This is a genomic window from Klebsiella sp. M041 (assembly GCF_059759695.1).
This window is the reverse complement of the sequence record NZ_JCAXWU010000061.1, coordinates 1-593: the sequence shown is the minus strand read 5'-3', so window position 1 is coordinate 593 and position 593 is coordinate 1. Positions and strand designations below refer to the sequence as shown.

Genomic DNA, 593 nt, shown 5'->3' with positions numbered 1-593 from the left:
AGTTGAAGGATCAGATCACGCATCTTCCCGACAACGCAGACCGTTCCGTGGCAAAGCAAAAGTTCAAAATCACCAACTGGCCCACCTACAATAAAGCCCTCATCAACCGTGGCTCCATAACTTTCTGGCTGGATGATGAAGCTATTCAGGCCTGGTATGAGTCGGCAACGCCTTCATCACGGGGAAGACCTCAGCGCTATTCTGATCTCGCCATCACCACCGTTCTGGTCATTAAACGCGTGTTCAGGTTGACCCTGCGGGCTGCACAGGGTTTTATTGATTCCATTTTTACACTGATGAATGTTCCGTTGCGCTGCCCGGATTACACCAGTGTCAGCAAGCGCGCAAAGTCGGTTAATGTCAGTTTCAAAACGTTCACCCGAGGTGAAATCGCGCATATGGTGATTGATTCCACCGGGCTGAAGGTCTTTGGTGAAGGCGAATGGAAAGTCAAAAAACACGGCAAAGAACGCCGTCGTATATGGCGAAAGTTGCATCTGGCAGTTGACAGCAACACACATGAAATCATCTGTGCAGACCTGTCGCTGAACAATGTGACGGACTCAGAAGCCTTCCCGGGTCTTATCCGGCAG

General features: G+C 50.4%; 1 protein-coding gene. It reads left to right on the top strand.

Annotated elements, in window-relative coordinates; genetic code table 11:
* Window positions 1-2 precede the first annotated feature (2 nt).
* Window positions 3-593, top strand: a 591-nt coding sequence (locus tag AC6CWS_RS26470; protein WP_186924978.1) for an IS5 family transposase, incomplete at its 3' end; no start/stop codon positions are given.